Genomic DNA, 23,472 nt, shown 5'->3' on the forward strand with positions numbered 1-23,472 from the left:
GGAGTAACAAAAGCATAGTAATGAACCTTATTTATAAAGTATGAAATATTTAAAATTACTGTTATTAGTATATGTCTTATTTACTTCTTGCAAGGATCGGATACATACAGAAGATCAATCATTAGATCTATTGGAAAAAAGCACTAAGGGTATAAACATTGTAAAAAAATCTTTGGAGTTACATGGCCACCTTACAGACTCCTTGCTTCAAATTGGGATTGCTATTGTAGCCGAAGATGGTATTCATAGAGGTCAATCATTAGTCTCTGAACCTCCATTTGAAAGATACAAACTAGAAACAGAATTTTACATAGATAGAAAAAATAAGCTCGAGGTAAGTATTAATAAAAACAGGTTTGCAGGATTTGATTTTATCTACATTGCAGTTTCAGATCAAGATTCTGTAATTGGGTATGATTATAATACTAAAACATATGAAAAAACATCTTCTGTAAGATTTAATCGATTTAGATATTTCCCTCAAAGCTATTTAACAGAATGTTTAAAAACCCCTTCAAGTATAACATACGATGGTATTGTTAATGAACAAGGGATTGAGTATCAAGTAATTTCGTCATATTTTAATGGTTATAAGAGAAATTTATATATAGATACAGAAACAGGACTGCTAAATAAAGTAGAAACACTTCGGAATTATGAACCTTATGGAGATGGAGTCCAAACAATCACTTTTAGTGATTACTTAGATGTTAAACAACTAAAATTACCCACTAAAGTGAGCTCCGGAGGTTATTATGGTGTATGGGAAGACGTTGTAAATCACTTTAATATTGTTATTAAAGACTTGGATGAAAACAACATAAAAGGACATAAGAGCATGGAAGACTATACTTCTTCAGATTACTCTTATAGATTATATTCGGAGGTTAAGAAAGTATCAAACAACATTTATTTAATTGAAAATATAACTGATTCTAAATCTCAATGGTCATATAATATACTTTTTGTAGAATTAGAAAACTCCGTGTTGGTTGCGGAAGCTCCTGTTAATAATGATATTAGTAAGGAGGCAATTGATAAGATAAAAGAAGTTATACCAAATAAACCTATAAAATACTTAATTCAAAGTCATCATCATAACGATCATTGGGGCGGAATTAGAGAGTATATGAGTTTAGGGGTCGAAATAATATCTACACCGTATAATTCGGATTTGCTAAAAAGAATAGCCAACACTCCATTTAATTTAAAACCTGATAGTCAATCTAAAAACAACAAAATACCTGACATTCAAATAGTTGACAACGAGTTAAAGATCAGCGATAAGAATTTAAATATTGAAATCTATAACATTGGCCCTACAGATCATTCCAATGAGATGTTAATAATGTATTTTCCAAATGAGAAAGTTTTATGGCAAGCCGATATGATTAATTTTGGAGAATGGTCTTTAGATAATACATTAAAAAAACAGCTAATGGATAAAATTAGTGCATTGAATTTAGAAGTAGAAACAATACTAGGGTTGCATGGGAAAATACTAAGTGATAAAGAATTAAATAAAATTATTGTTAACGACTAAATTATTACTATTTCAAGATTCATCACCTCATAAAACTTTAGTTCATTGCTTGTCTATTGATTTTTAAAGGAATTCATGAATCTTAAATGAAATTTCACTAACGCATAATCTCATTTTTCGATTTAGCTAAAACAATCCTCCTACGTTTTACTTGGGCGGACAGGCTAAATTTTTCTGTTTAAGTGCCGTACGTATACTTAAAACCCTCTATATTGGGATTCCAAATATTGATTGGCCTCTTCTTCGGCAAACCTTGCCTTTTCACTGTCCCAGTGTAGCGTTTTATTGGGAAAACGCCCCGCTATAACGCCTAAAAGAATGGTCTCGGTCAAACGTGCGGCATATTCAAAAGGAGCGGTACATTTGTCCTTGCCCAAACAGGCATCAATAAACTGGTGATAGTGCTTAGGTCCTTCACTGGTATAGTTTCTTACGGGATCTCCCAAATTCTGCTTGGCAATTTCTTTGGAAATATCCACATATTTGCCCCTTACAATTTTTCTTGGCAGCTGCATAAAATGAGGCAAAAGCAAGCGTCCTTTTGTCCCCACGAACATAGCGCCCTGCTCTGGTAATTGGCCCTCTGAAGCAACGCCAGCATCCAAGGAATTGTTGTTTTTTATAGTCTGTTTCTTAATGCCCGCGGTCTTTGCTCCTGGAAGCACCAAATCTTCATGGGCAGGGGGCATTCCTGGGCCATCGTACCAAATCCACTTTAATGATTTACCTGTGTGTTCGGTTCCTGGAAATTCGTATGTAACCGTATTGTTTTCCGGATACCCATAACCGTTCGGTTCACGGCATTTATTTATAATGGTCCTAGGGACATCCAGATTCAATGCATTATAAGGCGTGTCAAAAATATGAACGCCCATATCGCCCAAAGTACCACATCCATAATCCATCAGTTTTCTCCAGTTCCCTGGATGGTAGTATCCTTCCTTGTAAGGGCGCTTTGCCGAAGTACCCAACCAAAGGTTCCAGTCCAACTGTGCGGGTACAGGGTCTTCCCCTTCTGGCTCATCACCATTGTATCCCCATGATTTTGGGCTCCACGCATGAACCGTGTGTACTTTTCCGATGATACCATCCTGTATCAATAAGGTGGCTAATTTATAATCGTAGAAAGAATGTACCTGTATGCCCATTTGGGTGATTAGACCTTTATCTTGAGCCATTTTCTTCATGGCTCTGGATTCAGAAACATAATGGGTCAAGGGTTTTTGGCAATACACATGCTTATCCTTTTCCATGGCCATCAACGAGGCAGGGGCATGGGTATGGTCTGGTGTGGAAACGATTACCGCATCAATTTGATCGGCCATCTCATCCAACATCACGCGGTAGTCAAAAAACACTCGGGCCTTGGAATGTTTCTTTCGTGCCGAGGATAAGTTGATCGCGTCAACATCACAAAGCGCCACTACGTCAACTTGCGGGTGCGATGAAATATCATTAAGGTCCGCAGCTCCCATATTGGCCACCCCAATATGAGCTGTTCTTATTCTGCCTTCTGGCTTTATTGCTCTTAATTTTTCATTGGCACTAAGAACGGAAGGTGCGGCCAATAAACCGAGGGCGCCTACACCACTTTTCTTTAAAAAATCCCTCCTATCTTGATTTGACGTCTTCTTACTCATACTATTATGTTATAAATTATTTTTTCGAAGGTAATTCTTTGATTTTAATATTTCTAAACCAAATAGGACTTGCATGGTCTTGTAATGCAATAAAGCCCTTTTTGAATTTTCCATAATCGGGGGCATTGTCCCACTTTCCAGAGTTTTTCTTTTTGTTCCATTCCTCTGACCATGGTTGAAACTCCAACAACTTTTTACCATTGAGCCAATGCTCCACTTTTTCTGGGGTGAAGACAATTTTAGAGGAATTCCATTCCCCTACGGGATTCAATACCTTTTGGGATTCATCAGCAACGTGCATCGCATAGTCCGCACCGGTTTTCTGCCAGTCTTGCAACAATTCTGGATGTTCGGCCCCAAACTGGGAGTTATATTCGGTCAAATCATGAATTTTGGCATAGTTTTCATCATCGATAAGCTGATATTCCGGAGACACTACCGGCGGACCACCATAACCTTCCTTTACGTGGTAAAAGATGCCACTATTGCCACCTTCAGGCAATTTCCATTCTAGATAAAGCTCAAAATTATCGAACTCCTTAGCGCCATAAATAATATCCTTGCCTCCTTTATAATCCTGCTCCAGTCCCAACTCAGTATCAAAGGTCAACGTGCCATCCTTGATGGTCCATCCTGGGGGTAAAGTTTCACCACCATAGGCCCTCCAACCATCGGTGCTGGTCCCATCAAAAAGATAGATCCATTCTTCAGATTGTGGCTTTACTTCTTCCGCCGTGTCTTCTTGGGTTGCGGTCTTTTGCACTTTCTTGCAAGAACCGATGATTACAAACGATATCAGAATCGCGATTTTCTTCATAGTTTTTGTTATTCAATTGGTTATACTTATTTGTATGTTTTTCGTTAAAAGCTATTGCAGATAGGTTTTGAACATCTGCTTTTTGTTCAATTTCAGTTGAACGAATTTATAAATTAATTCTATTATCATCAATCACTGTTTATTTTATTGGCCAAAAGTTTATTGGTTCTTTTTGATTTTTGACGAGCAATTATTTTTAAAGAATTATTGTTAACAGCAAAATACTTTGGTTCATATTCATATAACCAATCTCGATCTACCTCGTCGGAGACAGGTTTTTTGGTTTTAAAATCTCTGTGTAAGTTTTTAGATTGAAGTTTAAAGAAATCCATAGTACTCATAATATAATCCTTTGTTTCAAAGATTATTATCCAAGAGATTGCGCGTTTGTATACTGTTGTCGGATAATAAGCCTTGAAGGTTTATATTATCAATTATGGTGGATGAAATCTTTGCACAAACGAGCAGGCATACCATAAACACCTGACTAAATTTAAACATTTTGTTCTAATTATTTCCGGACAGAATTTTTTTATCAACAACTAGAACGTTCTGCATAGAACAAGTGTATAGAAATTTTAAAGCGTGGATTTGCGCCAAGAGAAATTTTGTACTCTTGTGGCAAGCTGATGAGAATACTGTAGAAAAAAATTTTGCACACATTTCCTCAAATACTCAAATTTTGAATGAATCTAAAGGGCTAGCTTTTATATGGCGTTGGCCGAGCGGCTATTTTACTTACGGATTTCCGTAATTGATTACTTGTTAATTTTTCATATATTTAATTTCATTTAATCTCAGCTTGGTAGATGCTTGATTAGTCGTACCATGCGTAGATTATTTTTCAAAAAATAAACGTAAACATGCTCACGGAAATAATTAACGGACTTATTAAATTATTAGGGCCTATAGCTACGCTTTCAAAAGATAAACGAGAATTGAAAGACTCTGCTCTAAGAGCGATTTCTAATGCTCTAGATGAAACTTTTCTTTATTACAGAGATATTAATAATGGTAAAGCAAGAAACTTAGAGCGTGAAGCCTTATTAGTGAAATACTGGTCTGCTGCTTCAATTCCAATTAGACATCTAGATGAGGAACTTTCAATTATTTGTAACCAAAAGGCTGAGTATTGGCTAAATCCTGAGGAGTATAATAGAGAAGATATTGCGGAACTTGGAATAGGTTTGGACAGCGTAAGAGATGCATATAGGAAAATATTAGACCCATATTACTCAACTTTTAAAACGCGTAAAAAGAATTAAAACGAGGCAACAAAATGAATTAAAAATCTCATTGCGATTGTCAGTTCAAATCATATCTTTGGTTCTTAACAAAACCAACTAAATCAACTGCTTTTATTGTTGATTCATCGCAAATGAAAATAGCGTATAAGACCGAAAAAGGAATTTTTTACAATGGAACAATTGAAAAGGCTCTGGATTCTAAGAAATTTGACAAGTATAAAGGCAAGGTAAATTTGATTTTTACGAGCCCTCCGTTTCCATTAAATAGAAAGAAAAAATATGGTAATCTTCAAGGTGAAGAATACATCAAATGGCTGTCGGAATTAGCACCGTTATTTGGAGATTGTCTAGCTGAGGATGGCTCAATTGTTATGGAGGTCGGAAATTCATGGGAACCTGGGGTTCCTGTTATGTCCACGTTAGCTCTCAAATCTCTTTTGGAATTTCTTGAAAAAGGTGGGCTGCACCTTTGCCAGCAATTTGTTTGGAATAATCCTGCCAAACTACCAAGTCCAGCTCAATGGGTAAATGTCAAGAGAAATAGAGTAAAAGATTCGTTTACCTATTTCTGGTGGATGAGCAAAACGCCTTATCCAAAAGCAGATAATCGAAAGGTATTAGTTGAATATAGCAAGTCTATGAAGAATCTGTTAAAAAACAAAAAGTATAATTCAGGTAACAGACCTTCGGAACACAATATTGGTGAAAAATCGTTTTTGAAAAACAATAAGGGTGCTATACCTTCAAATGTAATTACAGCAGCCAATACACAATCAAACACCATGTATCAGAAATATTGTAAAAAGAATAATTTACAACCGCATCCAGCAAGAATGCCGGCTTCTTTGCCAGAGTTTTTTATTAAGTTTCTGACTGATGAAAATGATTTAATTCTCGACCCGTTTGGTGGCAGCAACACCACAGGCATGGTAGCTGAGGAGCTTAATAGGAACTGGATTTCAGTGGAACCAAATGAAGATTATATTCTAGGTTCAAAAGGACGATTTAAATCCTAATTCTTTTGTAATAAAAATGGGGAAAGTTTCAAAAATTTGGGCAACATCGGAAAACCTTTGGTATGAAGAGCTAAAAGTCATACACCCTTACAGGGAATATCAGTATGATAGAATGATTCAATTACATTTAAAAACTTTATTCCCAGAATACCATGCTGTGCCTTATAATAGAAAAATTACTCAAAAAGGATTTGCCAAAGGCAGTAAACCAGACTTCGCCTTAATTAGAAAAGATTTTAAAGAGTGGTGGATAATTGAAGTTGAACGAATTGAAGACAAACTTAGTCATGTTCACAAGCAGATTGTTGACTTCATAAATGGAGATTATAATTCCTTTTCGGAAGCTAAGTATCTCGCCGAGAACTGCAGCCTAAACTACAAAGATATCTACCAGGCCACTCAAAATAACCCTAAGGTTATGCTAATTGTGGATGACATGAATTCTAAATGGCACGATGCTTTCAAGGAGTTAGATACTACTAATTGTATTTTGAAAGTTTATAAAAACAACAAAGGTTTAGAGCTTTATAGTATTAGCGGGGATTATCCATACATTTATGAAGAAGAATCACATTGTCATTTTGCGGATGCAATGAACAATTTATTACAAGTAACAAATCCGAATGTTCTGACAATTGAAATTGAAGACAAACCTATGAGTGGGTTAAAGAATAAGCTAAAGAAAGCTATAAAGAAGGCTAAAGACTACTGGCAATCTGAAGAAAGTAGCGATGATGCTAATACTTTTTCCATAACTTATAAAGGGCAAAATAGTGAGTGGAAGAAGATAGAAGATACTGGCAAGGTATATTTGCAACCAATTGGTCCAATTGCAGCCAGAGCAAATGACAGTTTTATGTTGAAAAGACTAAGTAGAAAAAAATTCATACTAGAAGATAATTAAAAATGGAGGTAAAATTTGGATCCGAAATAATACAATCCTATAAGAGGTTATCTTATACGGCATGGTATGCATTAGCAGAATTTGTTGATAATTCTACAGAAGCTTATTTACGAAACGAGGATGTACTCAAGCCAATATTTGCTGAAGAAAATACAAGTCTCAAAATTTCGATTGTTTATGATTCCGGTAACGGTCAAATTGTTATTTCAGATAATTCGATTGGTATGTCAAAAACGGATCTGGAAACGGCACTAATAGTTGGGAAAAGACCTGCCTATGATAAAGGACGTTCACGATATGGTCTAGGTATGAAGACCGCTGCGTGTTGGTTAGGAAATGTATGGCATATAAAGACAAAGAAATTTGGTGAAACAGTCGAGCATAATGCAACAATAGATGTTGCTAAAATAGCTCAGGAGAATACGGACGTAAACTATGAGCCAATTGAAGGAAAGGATGCTAATGAGCATTATACGGTTATAGTTATTGAACAATTGAATAGGGGTCTAGGAGGTCGGACCAAAGGAAAGATTAAAAACTTTTTAAGGTCTATGTACAGAAAAGACTTTGCCAATTACGGTTTGAAAATAAGCTGGCAAAACGAGCTACTAGAATGGGACTCAGAGAAAATGATTTTCAGCAAGTTATATGAAAATCATGAAGGAGAGAAAATGAAAAAAGATATTAGTTTCAAAATTGGCGAAGACGAAAACGAAAAAGAAGTCACAGGATGGGTAGGTGTTTTTGCAAAAGGAAGTAGGAGAGATGCAGGATTTTCCATAATACAAAACAACAGAGTTATTAAGGGATGGCCAGATTCATATCGACCAGAAACTCTATATGGTGAAGGAGGAAGAAATGATTTAGTAAACCAGAGATTGGTCGGTGAAATTCATTTGGATGATTTTGCGGTAAGCCACACTAAAGATGAGATAATATTCTTGAACAATGAGCAAGAGGAATTAGAAGAGATTTTATTTGAAAAATGTGCAGATTATAAAAACTTTGCGCTGGAATACAGAAAATATTTGGATGATGAAAGAACCCCAACTGTTGACGATAGTACTAGAGCTCTAAATGAATTTGAAAAAGAAATTACATCAGGTGAATTTCAGGATAAAATCATTGGAATGGCAATTCCTGAAAAAAGTCTAATTCAAAAAGTGAAGCTTAATCTTGTTCAAGCCGTTACAAAAAGAATTCCTGCTTCGCTTAAAGCAAAAGTAGACGGCTTAGACATTCTTATATACATGGATTCTCAATTATCTGCAAATGACCCATATGTTTTAATTGAGTCAACGCAAAGTGATAAAAGAGTAATTATTATAATTAATGAGGCACATCCGCATTGGATGTACTTAAAAGGTTCGGACAGTATTCTAAATTTTATTAGACATTGTACATATGATGGTGTTTCTGAATGGAAAGCTAATTTTAAAGTTGGCAGATTAGACCCAGATACGATAAAGCACATTAAAGATGGTCTTTTAAGAGTTCCTCTCGAAATGGAAAAGCATCAAGAATAGTACTGTACTTATTACTGTCTTGATTGGCCTAAGAGGATTTTGGTAAAACAATAGGCGAGGGGAGCGGCCATATTTTAGGGGGCTGGTTACTATTTTTCTTTGTAATTGAAAAGGTGCTTTTACGTTAAAACAGTCTTAAGAGTTACAATGGATCCTAAAATATAGCGACTGAGCCGTACAACTTGTCCGCCATTTGGAGGATTGTTTCTAAAATTATCTACGTGACAAAAGAAATTACCTAGTGGGTGATTGCTTTTGGCGGCGAGATGAAGCGTCTGCCTTTATAGCGCCAACGTGCCGGCTCGCTCCTCGCTAAAAATGTACTTTGGGTATATTTTCTTTACGCTCGGCCGTGTTTCTTTTTTATCAAGAAAAAAGAAAGGAATATTCAATTCTTCATCAGTATTTTTTATCTAAAAGGTAACAATCAAATAAAACATCACCAAAAACACCCATTTCAAAGACTTGCTCGCAAATAGCCAATTTTGTCTCTGAGTCAAATCTCGTTTGATCCATTTTTTCTTCATCAGCAATGTAATCTATCCACATTCTTAAATCAATTATATCTTGATTTTCGTATAGAATTTTTACAATTTTCAAATCGGTCTCAGAAGCTTTAATTAAATCGGTCCACTTTCTAAACCCTGCCATTTGTGCAATCGCGTGTTGGGCTTTCATTAAAGTCAAGTTTTCTTCATCAAGATTGTAATCGTAAATAACTAATTCGATATCGAAATGCTTTGGCTCATATTCATATGACAATTCACCAAATTCATTGTTAATGATAAGTTTTCTAGTTTTAAAATCTCTGTGTAAGTTTTTAGATTGAAGTTTAAAGAAATCAATAGTATCCATAATATAATCCTTTGTTCCAAAGATTATTATCCAAGAGGTTGTGCATTCGTATACTTTTTTCGGATAATAAGCCTTGAGGGTTTATATTATCAATTATGGTGGATGAAATCTTTGCACGAATGAGCAGGCATACCATAAACACCTGATTAAATTTAAACATTTTGTTCTAATTATTTCCAGATGGAATTTTTTTTTTATCCACAACTAGAACGTTATGCATAGAACAAGTGTATAGAAATTTTGAAGCGTGGATTTGAGCTAGGGAAAGTTTTATACTCTTGCGGCAAGCTGACGAGAATCTCGTAGAAAAAAAATTTGCATACATTTCCTCGAATACGAGAATTTTGAATGAATCTAAAAGGCTAGCTTTTAAATGGCGTTGGCCGAGCAGCCATTTTACATAGCGACAAATTATGGTACAAATGCGTAGCATTCACGAACACCCGTAAAATAATTTGTACGTGAGTAAATGCAAACATGCGGCGAAGCCGATTTCTTAAGAAAGTTTGATGACCCCGTGCCATGGTTTTAATAAAAGCTACTAGTGAAGATGTATTTTCTGTCAACAAAACTTATTGTCAATATCCGTAATTTGTTTTTACATAATATCTGACGATATGGTTCTAAAGATTACATATCTGATATTATATAAAATAGCCATGACGGGGCTATACACAAATTACGGGTAGGTTTGTTCCATAATTTATATTATGTAAAATAGAAATTTTAAGAACCCACACAGCAGCCATCCTCTACCAATTAAACCAATGTGTAAATTTTAAGGTAAGCGACCAGTCCTTTCCCGTATTAGGATCTAACAATTGCGTATTGGTATACACCAAAAATAAATCCGAAGCGGGCTTATAACGCCATTGAAAACGCGAATTAAGGTTAAAGTTTTTAGACTGCTCGTTGTACTGAAATAAGTTGGCAAAAAACAGTTTATTGGTAAATGTAATATCCACTTCGGAACCAATCAGCCAAAATTCGGTAGTATTCCAAGGTGCCGGTAAACGGATATGGTTATAGCTTAGGTTTCCGCTGATACTTACATAGGGTTGAAACCGATACCCCAACTCACTGCTGATGTTTAGGCGTTCGCCATCGGAATAATACCCGCCATAGCGCCCACCCACCGTATAAGTAAACATACTTTGGGGTTTGGAGGCATATTCAAATCTAACCGCATTCCAATGGTGTTTTGTTCCCGTAGCTAGGGAATCCTTGCCCGATTGTGTAGGATCAAAAGGTGCCAATAGTTCTACATATTCGTCCGTTAACCCTACTTCAAAACTGCTCCTATTGCGGAAACTAAACAGGTATTCCAACGTACTTAGGTTATCGGTACGCTCTAGTTTTTCATTAAAAAAATAGGTAGTGGTCACTTTTGGGCCGTGGCTAAGCAGTTTACCGTCTTCCTGCTTTGGAAAAAAAGTGTGCCCTAAAAAGGAATTTACATTCACATAGGCATTTCGGGGTACAAAACCCACTTCTGCCCTGTACGACTCCCCTACGGACTGTTCTTGTACCCTCCAGTTCCATCTTCGGCTCTTATACTCCAAATGCGCCGCTTGGGTAACGCCATTATCACCAATACGACTGGGAGAAAAAGATTTAAGGAAAAAGGCCTTACCCGTCCATAGATTATTAAAAGAAGCCAAATTATACTCTATTCCTACGTTGCGATTGAACTTTGGGAATACGGTACGCAACGAATCCGCTTCTTGCGGATACCGTAACGATTCTTTATTAACGAACATTAGCCCTATACTAGATCGACTAAACATTTTACGTTGTAAGGAAAGCACGGCAAAATTCTGGTTGGGTAGCCCTATATCCTCTATACTTTCCGTTTGCATATCCATGAGTCCCACGCGCCATTTCTCGTTCAAATTACCGCTTAGTCGCGCCCCAGCACGTATGGGCACCCCCAGCCCTATGCGTCTAGAGAAAAATGGACGGATGGTAGGATATCCAAAATTGCCGAACAAATCCCCGTTTTCCAGGAAAAACTGCCGCCTTTCGGGAAAAAACAACTCAAATCGGTCTAAATTGGTAACCTGCCTATCTACTTCTACCTGAGAAAAATCGGGGTTTACCGTCAGGTCCAGGTTTAACGAAGAGCTAAGACTTACTTTAACATCGCCTCCCACTTTTTTCTGGGTGTCGGTTTCCTTTTCAGAGCCTCCGGTAACACCGCCCAATACATACGGAATTACAGAAATATTGGTCCTTGGTGCCGGTGGTGGTGCATCCCAGACCAATACCCCGGTATACGCCAAGGACGCCGTAGGGAATTGCCTGGGGATGGGTGTCCAACTCGATTTCTCACTCGATTTTAGGTCGAGCCGACTGAAATTTATCCCCCACTCCATAACACCTGCTTTGTAACGGATAGATTTAAAGGGAATGGCCATTTCAACCACCCATTTGTCCGGGTCGCGTTTCACCTTAGAAATCCATTTATTGTCCCAATTTAGGTCTACACGGCCCCCTTCAAACATGGTACCATCCCATTGCGCCCCAGCGGCATTGGAACCAAACGAAAAACCCGTGGTCTGGTTGTTGAAAGGATCCATAAAAAGTAAAAAGTTATCGTTCTTACCAAAGGAAAAATCGCGCCGTAACGATTCTACATAATACTTACCGGGCACACTGTTATAAAAAGTAGCGGCCAAATAGATGTTTTTGGTATCGTAAGTCATACGTATTTCGGAACGCTCCTCTGCCTTTCCGGTATCCATGGGCAATACCATAAAAAAATCATCGGCCACATCGGTTTGTTGCCAGGCCATCTCATCTACTATACCATCTATAACTACCGGATGCGCCGTTTTTCGGATATGGTATTGGAAGGCTTCGTTCTTTTTTTGGGCAGTGGCAGTAAAGATGCCTAGGCCGATGGCGAAAATTAAGATGCTGCTTTTTATCATTCCTCTTTCTCCCTTAAAGCAATAGAGAAACGGGCTTTACTATTTTGGTAATGACACATCAATATGGCATGGGTTTGTTTAAAAAGAAGGTTGAAAGTACAGTTTTAGCTCGTAATGTGCAATATCTGAACAAAATGTTGCCGTATCGTTGTAAAAAGAAGTTTCCGATACCACTTTTGTTACTTAACAGCAAGCAGCGTTATATCCGTACACGCATTCTTTACCAATAGATTACCTTCAAAATATAAAGTACATTGAATTTTTACCGTAGAATTGAAATTAGAATCATAGGTTTCTTCATAATTCTTGATACAAGGGCCGTTTAAAACTACCCTCCCCTGTTCTATATTTAGTTTGGTGCCCAAGGATTTTTCCAATACATAGGTCTCTACATCGCGACCCATATGAATTCTAAAATTACCGTCCTCTTTGGAAAAACCCAATATCCCTATATGCGCCCCTGCCGCAAATTCCCAGGCCGCACATACCGAGTCTACAGTAACCGTGCCTGCCTCATAGCTTTTTAGCAATGCCAGCCTTCTGGCATCTTCCTCTACAAATTGTTCCTTATTATCCATTTCCACGGCTTCTTCTTGCTGTGCCCCTACCCGTACACAAATCAATAGCAAGAAAAAACAGAATAGGCGATTAATATTGGTTATGTGCATATGTCTTTTTTATAATTATATCCATTTACAGGTGATTGCAGGTACTTTACCAAAACTCCCACCATTTTTTATTTTTTAGCGTAGCCCCTTGTATGGGCAAAAGGTTAAACTGTCCCCCATTTTTACGTACCTCCCACTCCCCCTTGGGGTTGTCGGATTCACTTGGTGCCCGGTTATTACTCAACATAAAAAAAGTACCCCCATCAAAGGCCACATTATTGGCAACTACGGTATACTCATTGGCCACGGTACGGTAATTCTGTTCCGCCATGGTCTTATACAATTTAGTTCCAAAACCCAATTTATTGGGATCATAACCCGCATTGGTAATCATGGAATTTTCCTTGGTAACGGCTGATTTTAATACGTTGCTAAGGTTGGGATCTACACTGGTTACCTTAGATACCCAAATGCCCGTGGGTTTGCTGTTAAAATTAAATATCCAAACGTATCTGGCATTGTTTACGGCACTCATGGCGGTTGGTTTATGTTTATCAATTTAGCCCATTATTGCCCATTTTGCAAGCAAAAGTTAAACAAAATACCAGATTAATTGGTTGTAAGTGATTTATTATGAGATAAATAACGTAGTGAAAGATATGGTCTACGTTCTTATGATGGCATTCATAGCTTCCAAGAAATCGTCCTTCCTAGTTCTGGAAATGCTCGCTGTATGATCGTTACTCATAAGAATATAACCGCCGTCCGATTTCACAAATTTCTTCACCTGTTTTAAATTGATCAGAAAGCTGTTGTGTACCCGCATAAAAAATTGCTCTAGCAAAAGACCCTCGTACTCCTTTAGATGTTTGCTTACCAGGAGTTGTGTCTTATCCTTAAGCACAAAATTGGTATAGGAACCATTGGCCTTGCAATAAACGATGTCAGCTACGTTTATAAATTCGAAGCCATCCGAAGTAGCAAGACAAATTTTGTTAAGTTTTGGTTTTTCTTGCCTTAGGTTCTGCATTAAAGTTTCTAACTGTTCCTTATAGACATCCTGGTTCTTTTTAACCCTAGCTTTTTCAACGGCACTTTGCAGTTCCTCCAAATCTATAGGTTTCAGCAAATAATCCAAAGAACTAAACTTTACCGCTTTTATGGCATATTGCTCAAAGGCCGTTGTAAATATTACTTCAAAATGTATATTGGGCAGTTGCATCAACACATCGAACCCTGTACCAGTTTGTAGCTCAATGTCTAAAAAAACAACATCCGGGTCGGTATTTGTTATGGTAGCTACGGCTTCATTTACGGTGGCTGCTGTTGCTACAACACTTACGTCGGTACAGAACTCCTCCAATAGGTTTTTTAGGGTTTCCCTGCTATGTTTTTCATCCTCTACAATAACGGCTCTTAAACTCATGTGCTACTAATTTATATCGGTATTCTAATCATTACCAGGGTGCCCAAAGACTGCCCCTTCGCGTCTATTTTATCTCGTATTTCTATGCTTTTATTGGTAGTATCTTCTGCAGGCTTCAATACCCTTAATCGTTCTTCGGTAACTTCTACCCCTCTAGATCGGTGTATGGAGGTATTTTTGTGGGTTACCTCCCGCCCTACTCCATTATCATCAACCTCACAGAGGATTTGGTCGCCCTCTTTTTTATAGCTTATCTTAAGTCTTTTGTCGTTCCCCGGTTTATTCAGGAGGCCATGTAAAATAGCGTTCTCTACGAAGGGCTGTACCAGTAGTGCTGGGACTTCTATCGCTTCTGGATCTATACTTTCGTCTACACTGAGCTCATAGTTGAAGACGCCATCGAACCGCAGCGATTCCAATTCCAAATAGTCGTTCAACATTTTAATCTCATCTGTCAGCAATACGTTGGTTTCTATGGATCCTTCCAAAATATTCCGGATCAGCCTACTAAATCTAGTTAAATATTTTAAGGCCGATACCTTATTGTCCGAGGTTATTAAATGTTGGATGGAACCTAAGGAGTTAAAAATAAAGTGCGGGTTGATCTGTGCTCGCAACGCTCTAGTTTTATTGGTAAAGGCTTCTTTCTGAAAGTGAAGTTTTTGGTTCTGCTCCAAGAAAATCTTATAGGCCAGTCCATAAGCAAAAACAATAATATCAATGGTACAGCCCACCATAAGATAATACCGACTCTTTAAATCTAACAAGCCCGATCCGGCGCTTAAATAAAAGTGGATAATGGTACCCAGTACAAAAAAAGAACCGCCAAAAATTATAAATTTCGGTAAAACATCCTTCCCGTAGATTGCCAAATAGATTAGTCCAAGGACCGATGATGATAACAATATCACCCGCTCTAAGTTTATGATATAGATATGTCCGATAAAGAAATTGTTATAGACGAATGTAGTATCCAATACCAAAATGATGATCTGTAGCAGTAGCATAAATTTTAGAAGCTTATGCAACAGCGGGTAATCTTTCTTTGTGCTGATATAATAGATTACAAATATGATATAGGCCGAATTTACAATCATTTGAACCCCCTCATAAAACCAATATTTCAAAAGCAGATTATTGCCCAGAAGAAGGTCGTATAAGCCTAATTCATAACCACTTAACAACACCAATAACCAAAATACATATATAGAATAGAAAAGGAATTCGAGCTTTTTTAAATAGAAGAAAATGGCTAACGTAAGTAAGGCCATAATGATACATATCCCTGCAAATATGTACATGGGCAGTGTGGCCCATGCATCTGCTTGTGAGGTATAGTTTTTGGCCAAGAGATGTCCCGTTTTGGACGTATAACCAAAGTTCCATTTTGTAGGGAGTTCCATGGAAATTACCCGTTGTACTTTCAGATATAGGAAACGATCGTTAAAGAGTGTTTTGGTAGCTATAGGTGTTTGTGATAGGCCTCCTATTAACTGAACCTCCTGGCTATCCTGAAATTGTCCTACAGTTTTTTCAACAATTTTATTGTTCTCGGTATAAAAAACGGAGGCAAAACCAAAATTGGAGAACTGAAGATACCAAAGACTGTCTTTTTTTAAGTGGTTATGTGCATCCTTAAAATCTAATCGCACCCAATAGGTATCTCTAGGATGGGTCTTGTCCTTCAAAGTGGTAGCACTCTTAAATAAAGAATCGGATCGCAATAGCGTATTAATAGAAAGGGTATCGCTTTTGCTCTTATAAACGGTAAAGGGAATGGCAGTGTCTTTAACCTCCAAGGGGCCTTGGGCACTGGCCATAAAAACTGTGGTTATGACCAAAAATAAAAGTAAGGGTATATTCTTTAAATAGGGAGACATATCTTAAAACAAGTTAGGTAAATTTAAGGATATGGTACCATCATTTTTATCCGGATGCTTTCCAAAGGTCACTTTCTTCGTTATACCATAGTTTTTTGCCTTGTTTAGCAGGCGTATTTGGTGCTGCCATTGCACAATACGCTCCCTATACTCTGGTAAATACATTGCGTTTTTCTTTATTGTGGATCCATAATTGTAAGCAATATCCACACGCACATTACAATCATTTACCTCAAAGAATGCTTTTATAAGATGATTTTTAGGCTGATGGTATATGGCATGTTCAATGATATTCTCAAATAATGTCTGAAGCACAAAGGCCGGAATTCTTGCCCCAGATTGTGCTGCCTTTTCATTAAAGTGGATCTGATAATCGAAGCGATGGTTATAGCGCAGTTTCTGGAGTTTTAAGTATCCCTGTAACATGGCCACTTCATCCTTTAGAAATACAGTATCTTTTTCTAGATGTTTTAGGTAAAACCGAATCAGTTTGCTAAAAATTGAAAAGTAATCCAAAGCCGATTTTTTGTTTCCCGTTGTAATAAAATATTGAATGGCATTAAGGGCATTAAAAACAAAATGGGGATTCATTTGCGACCGAAAAGCTTTTAGTTTTAGCGCTATGGCCTCTTGCTTTATTCTAAGCAAGTTTTCTTGTTCGTCTTTTAATAATCTATCGGCGCGTATGTTTTCTAGCTTAATGGAGCAAAGTGAAGCTATGGCGCTCAATATGCGTAAATGCTGATGGGTAAAGAAATCTTTTTCTGGATGCTCACAGTCAATTACACCATAAACCACACTGTCTGTGGCAATAGGAACCGCAATTTCCGATAACCTATTTTCATCATCAACCAGATAACGTCTGTCCTTGCTTGTATCTTTTACAATTTCGCTTTTCCCGTTTTGGGCAACATATCCTGTAATCCCCTCTCCTATCGGAATTTTCATGGGATTGACAATCTTATAGCTCTCAGGATTTTTAGTGCCAAAGGCTGCTTTTTGTATTAGAAATTCCTTTTCGTCATCCAATAAATACACCACGCAGTCTACAAAGCCCAATTTGGCAATACAGTTTTTAACCAAATCCCACAACAAACTGTCCTCATCTTTTTTGTTTAAAATCGATTTTGAAAAATAGATCAAAACTTCTTCAAAGGTATAATCGGTCGTTGTGTGTTCTAACATGATATATTTTTTTTATTTATAATTGAAAAACCACATTGCCGCAGAACAATACCGGTCAATGTGGTTTTCTACCCTACCAATTAACCTAACCCAAATCTGCTAGATTCGTAATCAATATTTCTATTCTAAGAAAGGAAAGTGCTCCTACAGTTTCGTGTGCCATAACCTGAAAGACACCAGTTCTGCCATCGTCTGTCTTAAAGAAGTATCGCACTCCCGGTGTTCCTATATTTATGGCTTTTTCCTCATTATCATTGTAGGTTAGCGCGTTAAACTTACTTTTTATGTTGTGGGCATCATAAATACCGTATTCAGAATCCAGGGCTAGTTCATAGGGAGCATCATTGGCCGGTTTAAATTTAGTACTGGATTTTTCTGTAAAGTCGGCCACCATTTCTTGTAAGAATACCGCATTGGGAGATGCCAGATTAAACCCGTCATCTTTGGTAAAACTAAAAACTGCGGCCAAAAGTTTGCCAGAATCCTTGGCTTGCGTATAGTTTACCGCTTCCACGGCTGTACCGTCTATATACAGGTAAAATGGTCTGGTTTCACTACCATCGTATGGGGTAATGCTTTCCAAAATAACCTCAGTTTTAAGCATAGGTACTTCAACCAATGCATTTGCAAAATCCAAAGTGGCCGTATTGTTGTTCTTATCGGTAACAACGGCATTAAAACTTATCTTATGGTCTACATCGGTATTATTAAGAATATAGTTTAGATTATAGGTATGGGCGGTACTGTTATCAACATAATCTGGATGCTGTGCATCTATAGTTTCATATTCCGCCAATACGCCGTCGGTGATCTTGTTAATTACCAATGATTTAAAACCATCCGGAGCGGTCGCTTTTACCGCATGGGTCAAAGCTCCGTTTTCAGGGTTGTCCACAATACCAAAAAAGGTATCCGAATTGCCATTTACCAAGGTAAGGGAAGGAGGATTTTCGGTTACTACCACTTCTAAGGGAACTTCGGTTGGGGAGTCGTCCTTACTACAGCTAAGGACCAACATAAAGAGAATAAAATAAATACTACTTTTTTTCATGATTTCTTGTTTTATAAAATTTGATAGGATAAACGTACGTCGTTATAGATGGGGAAGAATGCGCGGATTGATGGATGGTACAATAGAGTTTATGGATTGCAATTTGTGAGTGGATCAATACAGTATTGGCCGCTGAAGGTTGGTAGCCTACGGGCGAAACGATCGTATTAGGAGTATTTGCATAAACAGGCAAAAGGCATTTCTACAAATTAACCCAATACAACCATCTATGCCAAAAAGGGAACCAAATGTACATTGCTCGACTAAACTTTTTAAAGTATAAATACATTTACGAGCAGTTGGGGCATATACTCTTATTTAAACAATTGAGGTACCCCACAAAGCATTTAAAACTTTTAAACTTTAATAATCGTATGACGACAATTATCAGTATTACCTTAATCTTGAATCTTTTTTTCTGTGGAGCTACCATGTTATTCCTACTACACGGCATGTATTACGAAAAGATTAGAAATATCCTAAAATTTACCATGAGCAGGGAAAAACTTTAAGCGGTTTGGAAATGGTCCCAGCTATGGTTTTTTTATTGTTCTCCTAGAAAATAGCCATAAGAAGCAATAAAAGACCTGCTTGTCTTAAACCCTGACATTTGTCATGTTATTTAGCAAAGGTCCCTGCTACCTTTGTTCTCATGAAAAACTATGTAGTTCTTCTCGTTGCGCTCACCATGCTGATAAGGCCCCTATGGCCAGTAGCGGAATACGTAATGAACTATGACTACATTGTTAACGTACTCTGCGAGAACAAAGACAAGCCCCAATTGCAATGTGATGGTAAGTGTTATTTGGCCAAACAGTTGGCAAAAGCTTCCGAACATAACGAAGAAAATCCCTTTGGAGAAAAGCAATCCAAGACCGAGGTACAACACCCTGTCTTTTTTCAGTCGTTATTATCCATTCATTTTGAAGCTTCATTTTTGCATGATTCCCAAAACAATTACAATACCACTCCCCTCTTAATTTCCTCGCTTTTTAGCACAGATATTTCCGAACCACCCGAGTTGGGCTAATTCTATTTTTTGTACCCACTTTTCTGTAAGGATACCGTTGTATTCCGGAACGTGTGTACCCTAAAAACTTTTGAATTGGTCTAAAACAGAAACCGATGAAAACCAAATTTAAGGTTGGCTGCCGTTTTAAGAAAAAATGGTGCCTAAAAAAGAAGTCCCTTTTCTTTGTAGTATTATGCCTTGCACTACCCTACTGGTATGGGTATGGACAAGAGCTTAAGGTAGATCCTATAACCGATTCCATTCTTCCCGTACATCTCGAAGAGGTAATCGTTATTTCTTCCTTTAAAAATGTATTGGAACACAAATCCCATTACAAACCACTCTCTACCATAGATGAGTATTTGGAGTCCTCTAAAAAGGTGAATATGATTAAACGGGGTGCCTATGCGTGGGAACCCATTTTAAACGATATGACCGCGGAACGGTTGTCCATCACTATTGACGGTATGCGCATTTTTGGCGCTTGTACCGATAGAATGGACCCCATAACCTCCTACGTGGATGTATCCAACCTATCCGATATACATGTGGCATGCGGTCAGCAAGGGGCCGAACATGGTGCAACCATTGGCGGTGCCATCGACATGCGTTTGGAAAAGAGCAATTTTACACCCATGGGCTGGTTAGGTTCTTTTGAAACCGGAGGCGAAACCAATAATGCCACGACTATTGTTGGCGGTGAACTAAATTATTCGGACGAACATTTTTATTTGGACTCGGATATCATTTATCGCAAGGCCGAAAACTATGTTGCCGGAGGTGGTGAAGAGGTTGCCTTTTCGCAATTTGAAAAATATAACCTTTCTGTAAATGCTGGCCATAAAGTGTCCGATGGTCAGCAGCTACTGGCCAGTTTTATATTTGACGAAGCCCGGGACGTTGGGTATCCGGCTTTAACCATGGACGTATCCCTGGCCCGAGCATTCATAGGATCCGTAAGCTGGGTACAGGCAGATTTTTTGGGCGATTTTGAAAATTGGGAGACCAAAGTATATGCCAATTCCATTACCCATGTTATGGATGATAGCAAACGCCCTGATGTGCCCATTAGAATGGACATGCCAGGATGGAGCGATACCTATGGCTACTTTTCACAGGCGAAATTGAAGTGGAATAAGCATTCTTTTTTAGTGAAGCTGGACGGTTTTTACAACCGTTCCCTTGCTGAAATGACCATGTATCCGAACAACCCCAACGAACGGGAAATGTTTATGCTTACCTGGCCCGATGTGCGCACTTTAAATTCGGGATTCTTTGTTAAGGATGTAATCGATTTTAAAACAAGTTCCTTACAATTATCCACACGGATGGCGATACAAGCTTTTAATATAGCGGATGAATTTGGACTTAACAGTTTACGGATTTTTTATCCGGAAATGACCCAACGCCAAACTCGTTTTCTAAAAAGTGTTTCGGCACAGTACCATAAGAACCTGAAAACCATTCACTTTAAGGGCGGACTTTCTTATGGTGACCGTACCCCAACAGTATCCGAAGGTTTTGGTTTTTACCTCTTCAACAGCTTTGATAACCACAATTATATTGGTGATCCCGATCTAAAAAACGAAAAAGCCATAGAAGTCAATGCCAAGATAACCGTACCGTTTAAAAAGTTGAGTCTTGGTCTGGAAGGCAATTACTTCCATACCATGGATTATATCATAGGGGAAGTAAATCCGAACCTGAGTGTTATGACCATTGGGGCAGACGGGGTTAAGGTTTACCAAAATTTGGACTATGCCAATTTGTACAATATCAGCTTGGATGCCGAATATACCATTACCCCCGAGCTTAGTTGGACAGGACTTGTCTCCTATCATCGGGGTACCGATCAGGATAATCGTAACCTACCCTTCATAAGCCCCTTGGCCTACAATGCTGCCCTACAATATACCCAAAGTAGATTTTCGGGCACTTTGAGCTTAAGCGGTGCTGCGGATCAGGTGAATTTTAATCCGGTATTTGGCGAAGACCGTACCGATGCCTATACGGTACTCTCACTGTCTTTGGGAAAGACTTTTTCTTTCAATAACGATGACGTCTACGTAAAAGCGGGTGTTGAGAATATCTTCGACACCTACTACTCTACCTATTCCGATTGGAACAATATTCCCCGCATGGGCCGTAATTTTTACATGACCGTGTCCTATGCCATTAATTAAATCGATAAAACAACAAAAATCAATACAAATGAAAACTATAAAAATAATACTAGCAGCATGTATCCTAGCCTTTGGCTTTAGTTCGTGCAACGATGATTCGGACGACCCAATTATTATAGACGAAAACCCGCTTGCGGAGTTCGCTATGCTTGCCACGCTTACGGCCAACAACCATAGTGTAGAGGTATATTCGGAACAGCAGCAATTTACCATAGGGTATAATGAACTCTTTCTTCGTATTAAGGACGAGGTGACCGATAGTTACCTTACCAATGCCGATATAAGTTGGACACCAATTATGCACATGACCGAAATGATGCATTCTTGCCCAAAGTCGGCCCTTTCCAAGACCGAAGACGCAACGGTATACAAAGGATTTACGGTTTTTCAAATGCCAGGAAATACCGAAGAATATTGGGAATTGGGTTTAGAATATACGGTTGATGGACAGACTTACAATGTTAGCGAACGTATTGAGGTAAAGGCTCCGGCCGATGGAAAGAAACGTGTAAATGTGTTTACGGGCGCTGACGATATCCGTTATGTTTTGGCCATGATGCCCCTAAATGCAGAAGTTGCAGTAAACGATTATTCGGCCTTACTCTTTAGGATGGAAAACATGATGATGTTCCCCGAGGTAGCAAATTACAAGATCAAAATAGATCCGCGTATGCCCGGTATGGGTAACCATAGTTCACCAAGTAACGAAGATCTTACCTATGATACATCTTCCAAAACCTACACCGGTAAGTTATCCTTGACCATGACAGGCTATTGGAAAATCAACCTAAAAATTGAAAATGAAAATGGAGATGTATTAAAAGGAGAAGATGTAACCGAAGAAAACGAGAGCAGCAGTTTGTTTTTTGAAATTGAATTTTAAAAGTAAACTAAATTTTTATTCATTGTTTCCGAGGGGCCTCCTTTTAGGGGGCCTTTCCCATACTATAAGCCCGCCTCCCTCCTATAGATATCTTCCACTTTTTTAAGGTATTCCTTGGAGATAGACCCAAAAAGTAAGTAAGACACTTCTAGCACTAGCTTTTTTAGCAAGTTTCTTTTTTTCAAGGAGTTGATAATAGCTTCGGAGAGTATCTGCTGATCAAAGCCCTGCCACTCACCGGTAACCCGGAACAAATTGTAGCGGAGTACGGGGAAGAGTTCATATTTATTGATTCTTTTTACATCGTCCAATGTATAAGGGCTATTGCGAATTATGCGTGCGGCCAGCTTAAAATCGCGATCCTGGGGTTCTGTATCCAAATAAAAATCGGATAATATCCTCCAGATGGTTCTACGGTGTTTGTAGACATCGGCCTTGCCATTATTGGAATCTCTATTCTCTTTTAAGTCTATCATTTTACCCAATTGCAAATTATTTCGAAGAAACAATGTTTAAGATAGCGTCATTAAAAACAGCTTCGTTAATAGTATCGTAAGCCGAAAGCGTGTTATTTAGGGTGGGTTCCACTATTTTTTGACCATACCTAGAAGCCGTGCAACTGCACAAATAACAGGTAGCGAAAAGGAGGTAGGTAGGTAATAAGTAGGTTTTCATAACTAAGATTTGAGACGCATTGTAATTTTGGTAATACGTGGGTTATTTTCATTACCAACCATTACCAATTGTTAGGACACATATTTTC

General features: G+C 38.1%; 20 protein-coding genes. 8 read left to right on the forward strand and 12 right to left on the reverse strand.

Annotated features, from left to right (window positions below):
* Positions 1-40 precede the first annotated feature (40 nt).
* Positions 41-1,543, forward strand: coding sequence for an MBL fold metallo-hydrolase (locus ACEQ81_RS09980; protein ID WP_411030739.1), 1,503 nt, complete (start codon positions 41-43; stop codon positions 1,541-1,543).
* Between the two features lie 197 nt (positions 1,544-1,740).
* Here ACEQ81_RS09980 and ACEQ81_RS09985 read toward each other — a convergent pair whose 3' ends face one another.
* Positions 1,741-3,183: a Gfo/Idh/MocA family protein gene (locus ACEQ81_RS09985; protein WP_411030740.1), complete on the reverse strand. Its 1,443-nt coding sequence runs from the start codon at positions 3,181-3,183 to the stop codon at positions 1,741-1,743.
* A 16-nt stretch (positions 3,184-3,199) separates the two neighbouring features.
* Positions 3,200-4,000, reverse strand: coding sequence for a DUF1080 domain-containing protein (locus tag ACEQ81_RS09990; RefSeq protein WP_411030741.1), 801 nt, complete (start codon positions 3,998-4,000; stop codon positions 3,200-3,202).
* An 863-nt stretch (positions 4,001-4,863) separates the two neighbouring features.
* Here ACEQ81_RS09990 and ACEQ81_RS09995 point away from each other — a divergent pair.
* The 4 genes from ACEQ81_RS09995 to ACEQ81_RS10010 all read left to right on the forward strand — a co-directional run bounded on the left by ACEQ81_RS09995 (position 4,864) and on the right by ACEQ81_RS10010 (position 8,693).
* Positions 4,864-5,265, forward strand: a complete 402-nt coding sequence (locus ACEQ81_RS09995; RefSeq protein ID WP_411030742.1) for a hypothetical protein — start codon at positions 4,864-4,866, stop codon at positions 5,263-5,265.
* A gap of 113 nt (positions 5,266-5,378) precedes the next feature.
* Entirely contained in the window at positions 5,379-6,263 is an 885-nt protein-coding gene (locus ACEQ81_RS10000; RefSeq protein ID WP_411030743.1) for a DNA-methyltransferase, read from the forward strand.
* 16 nt (positions 6,264-6,279) lie between these two features.
* On the forward strand, positions 6,280-7,167 hold the full coding sequence (locus ACEQ81_RS10005) for a hypothetical protein (RefSeq protein WP_411030744.1): 888 nt from the start codon (positions 6,280-6,282) through the stop codon (positions 7,165-7,167).
* Between the two features lie 2 nt (positions 7,168-7,169).
* Positions 7,170-8,693, forward strand: coding sequence for an ATP-binding protein (locus ACEQ81_RS10010; RefSeq protein ID WP_411030745.1), 1,524 nt, complete (start codon positions 7,170-7,172; stop codon positions 8,691-8,693).
* A gap of 399 nt (positions 8,694-9,092) precedes the next feature.
* Here the strand turns inward: ACEQ81_RS10010 and ACEQ81_RS10015 are convergent, their stop codons facing one another.
* From ACEQ81_RS10015 to ACEQ81_RS10050, 8 genes are all read right to left on the reverse strand, one after another.
* Positions 9,093-9,548, reverse strand: coding sequence for a hypothetical protein (locus tag ACEQ81_RS10015; RefSeq protein ID WP_411030746.1), 456 nt, complete (start codon positions 9,546-9,548; stop codon positions 9,093-9,095).
* Positions 9,549-10,300: 752 nt separating this feature from the next.
* Positions 10,301-12,481, reverse strand: coding sequence for a DUF5916 domain-containing protein (locus ACEQ81_RS10020; protein ID WP_411030747.1), 2,181 nt, complete (start codon positions 12,479-12,481; stop codon positions 10,301-10,303).
* Positions 12,482-12,660: 179 nt separating this feature from the next.
* Positions 12,661-13,149, reverse strand: coding sequence for a hypothetical protein (locus ACEQ81_RS10025; protein WP_411030748.1), 489 nt, complete (start codon positions 13,147-13,149; stop codon positions 12,661-12,663).
* Positions 13,150-13,195: 46 nt separating this feature from the next.
* Entirely contained in the window at positions 13,196-13,624 is a 429-nt protein-coding gene (locus ACEQ81_RS10030; RefSeq protein WP_411030749.1) for a hypothetical protein, read from the reverse strand.
* A gap of 129 nt (positions 13,625-13,753) precedes the next feature.
* Entirely contained in the window at positions 13,754-14,515 is a 762-nt protein-coding gene (locus tag ACEQ81_RS10035; RefSeq protein ID WP_411030750.1) for a LytR/AlgR family response regulator transcription factor, read from the reverse strand.
* An 11-nt stretch (positions 14,516-14,526) separates the two neighbouring features.
* Positions 14,527-16,335, reverse strand: a complete 1,809-nt coding sequence (locus ACEQ81_RS10040; RefSeq protein ID WP_411030751.1) for a sensor histidine kinase — start codon at positions 16,333-16,335, stop codon at positions 14,527-14,529.
* Positions 16,336-16,398: 63 nt separating this feature from the next.
* Positions 16,399-17,580, reverse strand: coding sequence for a histidine kinase (locus ACEQ81_RS10045; protein ID WP_411030752.1), 1,182 nt, complete (start codon positions 17,578-17,580; stop codon positions 16,399-16,401).
* Between the two features lie 85 nt (positions 17,581-17,665).
* Entirely contained in the window at positions 17,666-18,631 is a 966-nt protein-coding gene (locus ACEQ81_RS10050) for a hypothetical protein (RefSeq protein WP_411030753.1), read from the reverse strand.
* Positions 18,632-19,283: 652 nt separating this feature from the next.
* Here ACEQ81_RS10050 and ACEQ81_RS10055 point away from each other — a divergent pair.
* The 3 genes from ACEQ81_RS10055 (at position 19,284) to ACEQ81_RS10065 (ending at position 22,709) form a co-directional block, all read left to right on the forward strand.
* Positions 19,284-19,661, forward strand: a complete 378-nt coding sequence (locus ACEQ81_RS10055) for a hypothetical protein (RefSeq protein ID WP_411030754.1) — start codon at positions 19,284-19,286, stop codon at positions 19,659-19,661.
* 95 nt (positions 19,662-19,756) lie between these two features.
* Complete coding sequence (locus tag ACEQ81_RS10060) at positions 19,757-21,826, forward strand: TonB-dependent receptor (RefSeq protein ID WP_411030755.1); 2,070 nt, start codon at positions 19,757-19,759, stop codon at positions 21,824-21,826.
* 28 nt (positions 21,827-21,854) lie between these two features.
* On the forward strand, positions 21,855-22,709 hold the full coding sequence (locus ACEQ81_RS10065) for a hypothetical protein (protein WP_411030756.1): 855 nt from the start codon (positions 21,855-21,857) through the stop codon (positions 22,707-22,709).
* Positions 22,710-22,771: 62 nt separating this feature from the next.
* On the opposite strand, the gene ACEQ81_RS10070 is transcribed toward ACEQ81_RS10065, so the two are convergent.
* Both ACEQ81_RS10070 and ACEQ81_RS10075 read right to left on the reverse strand, forming a co-directional pair.
* Positions 22,772-23,185: a hypothetical protein gene (locus ACEQ81_RS10070; RefSeq protein ID WP_411030757.1), complete on the reverse strand. Its 414-nt coding sequence runs from the start codon at positions 23,183-23,185 to the stop codon at positions 22,772-22,774.
* Between the two features lie 16 nt (positions 23,186-23,201).
* On the reverse strand, positions 23,202-23,384 hold the full coding sequence (locus tag ACEQ81_RS10075; RefSeq protein ID WP_411030758.1) for a hypothetical protein: 183 nt from the start codon (positions 23,382-23,384) through the stop codon (positions 23,202-23,204).
* Between the last annotated feature and the right edge of the window lie 88 nt (positions 23,385-23,472).

The organism is Spongiimicrobium sp. 3-5 (assembly GCF_046557915.1).
GTDB lineage: Bacteria > Bacteroidota > Bacteroidia > Flavobacteriales > Flavobacteriaceae > JBHEBG01.

Bases quoted from the DNA above. Each gene is read 5' to 3' on its own strand.
- ACEQ81_RS10020 (WP_411030747.1), bottom strand. From the start codon at position 12,481: ATGATAAAAAGCAGCATCTTAATTTTCGCCATCGGCCTAGGCATCTTT.
- ACEQ81_RS10040 (WP_411030751.1), bottom strand. From the start codon at position 16,335: ATGGCCAGTGCCCAAGGCCCCTTGGAGGTTAAAGACACTGCCATTCCC.
- ACEQ81_RS10075 (WP_411030758.1), bottom strand. From the start codon at position 23,384: ATGAAAACCTACTTATTACCTACCTACCTCCTTTTCGCTACCTGTTAT.
- ACEQ81_RS10000 (WP_411030743.1), top strand. From the start codon at position 5,379: ATGAAAATAGCGTATAAGACCGAAAAAGGAATTTTTTACAATGGAACA.
- ACEQ81_RS10045 (WP_411030752.1), bottom strand. From the start codon at position 17,580: ATGTTAGAACACACAACGACCGATTATACCTTTGAAGAAGTTTTGATC.
- ACEQ81_RS09980 (WP_411030739.1), top strand. From the start codon at position 41: ATGAAATATTTAAAATTACTGTTATTAGTATATGTCTTATTTACTTCT.
- ACEQ81_RS10030 (WP_411030749.1), bottom strand. From the start codon at position 13,624: ATGAGTGCCGTAAACAATGCCAGATACGTTTGGATATTTAATTTTAAC.
- ACEQ81_RS10025 (WP_411030748.1), bottom strand. From the start codon at position 13,149: ATGCACATAACCAATATTAATCGCCTATTCTGTTTTTTCTTGCTATTG.
- ACEQ81_RS09995 (WP_411030742.1), top strand. From the start codon at position 4,864: ATGCTCACGGAAATAATTAACGGACTTATTAAATTATTAGGGCCTATA.
- ACEQ81_RS10010 (WP_411030745.1), top strand. From the start codon at position 7,170: ATGGAGGTAAAATTTGGATCCGAAATAATACAATCCTATAAGAGGTTA.
- ACEQ81_RS10055 (WP_411030754.1), top strand. From the start codon at position 19,284: ATGAAAAACTATGTAGTTCTTCTCGTTGCGCTCACCATGCTGATAAGG.
- ACEQ81_RS10050 (WP_411030753.1), bottom strand. From the start codon at position 18,631: ATGAAAAAAAGTAGTATTTATTTTATTCTCTTTATGTTGGTCCTTAGC.
- ACEQ81_RS10065 (WP_411030756.1), top strand. From the start codon at position 21,855: ATGAAAACTATAAAAATAATACTAGCAGCATGTATCCTAGCCTTTGGC.
- ACEQ81_RS09990 (WP_411030741.1), bottom strand. From the start codon at position 4,000: ATGAAGAAAATCGCGATTCTGATATCGTTTGTAATCATCGGTTCTTGC.
- ACEQ81_RS10060 (WP_411030755.1), top strand. From the start codon at position 19,757: ATGAAAACCAAATTTAAGGTTGGCTGCCGTTTTAAGAAAAAATGGTGC.
- ACEQ81_RS10005 (WP_411030744.1), top strand. From the start codon at position 6,280: ATGGGGAAAGTTTCAAAAATTTGGGCAACATCGGAAAACCTTTGGTAT.
- ACEQ81_RS10035 (WP_411030750.1), bottom strand. From the start codon at position 14,515: ATGAGTTTAAGAGCCGTTATTGTAGAGGATGAAAAACATAGCAGGGAA.
- ACEQ81_RS09985 (WP_411030740.1), bottom strand. From the start codon at position 3,183: ATGAGTAAGAAGACGTCAAATCAAGATAGGAGGGATTTTTTAAAGAAA.
- ACEQ81_RS10015 (WP_411030746.1), bottom strand. From the start codon at position 9,548: ATGGATACTATTGATTTCTTTAAACTTCAATCTAAAAACTTACACAGA.
- ACEQ81_RS10070 (WP_411030757.1), bottom strand. From the start codon at position 23,185: ATGATAGACTTAAAAGAGAATAGAGATTCCAATAATGGCAAGGCCGAT.